Annotated in this window: 1 protein-coding gene; it reads left to right on the top strand. The window is 72.8% G+C overall.

Annotated elements, in window-relative coordinates:
* A partial coding sequence (locus tag DBR34_RS10775) for a hypothetical protein (protein ID WP_219928260.1) occupies positions 1–870 on the top strand: 870 nt, incomplete at both ends.

Raw genomic sequence — 870 nt, 5'->3', positions numbered from 1 at the left:
CCTTGTGGACCATCGCCGACCTGCCGGCCGGCTACGTGGTGCCGGCCAATGTCTTCCCTGGCGGCCTGCCGATTCCGGCGCAGACGTCGCGCTACACCGCCGGCAGCGTGGCCACTGCGGCGATCACCGTACCGGCCGGCACGCGCCTGCCAGTGGGCACGGTGTGGCAGCGCGAGGTGCCGGTGCAGTCGTTCCTGGCGCTGGACAGCAGCCTGTTCCAGTCCGGCTTCAAGCAGTACAACGTGATCGGCCGCGACGGCGTCACCGTGGTGGACGGCGCGCGCGTGGACGTGGCGATGCCGCTGCTGCAGGTTGACCTGGCCGCCGCGCGCGCACTGGCCAGCGGTGACGATCCGCACGGGGCGTTGTCGGCCTGGCTGCCGCCGTTGCAACAGGATGATCCGACGACGGGTGCGGTGACGCTGCGCAAGGGCGCGGGCCTGTCACTGACCGCCGGCACGCCGCAGAACGCCGCCGACCTGGAGGTCGGCACGGACAGCCGGATCACCGTCGACCCGGGCCAGGCCCTCCAGCTGACCGGCAATGCGCAGATCACCCTCGACGGCACGCTGCAGGCCCGCGGCGGCCGCATCAGCGTGCTCGGCGGCGACCTGGGCGAAGGCCCGCTGCTCAACCGCCCCAACGGCATGACGAACGCGCGCTCGATCTGGATCGGCGAGCACGCGCTGCTGGACGTCTCCGGCGCCGCCTACACCGCGGTGGGCGCCACCGGTGACCGCCAGGGCAAGGTGCTGGACGGCGGCACGATTGAAATCGGCGCGCGGCATGACCTGGCCTCGCGCGATCTGCCGGCCATCGACGCATTCGTGGTGGTGCGCGACGGTGCCCGCCTGGAGGCCTCCGGCGCGC

This window comes from Stenotrophomonas sp. HMWF003 (assembly GCF_003061285.1).
Lineage (GTDB): Bacteria > Pseudomonadota > Gammaproteobacteria > Xanthomonadales > Xanthomonadaceae > Stenotrophomonas > Stenotrophomonas maltophilia_AP.
Note: the sequence above shows the minus strand (reverse complement) of the source record. Positions and strands in the feature narration are given on the sequence as shown.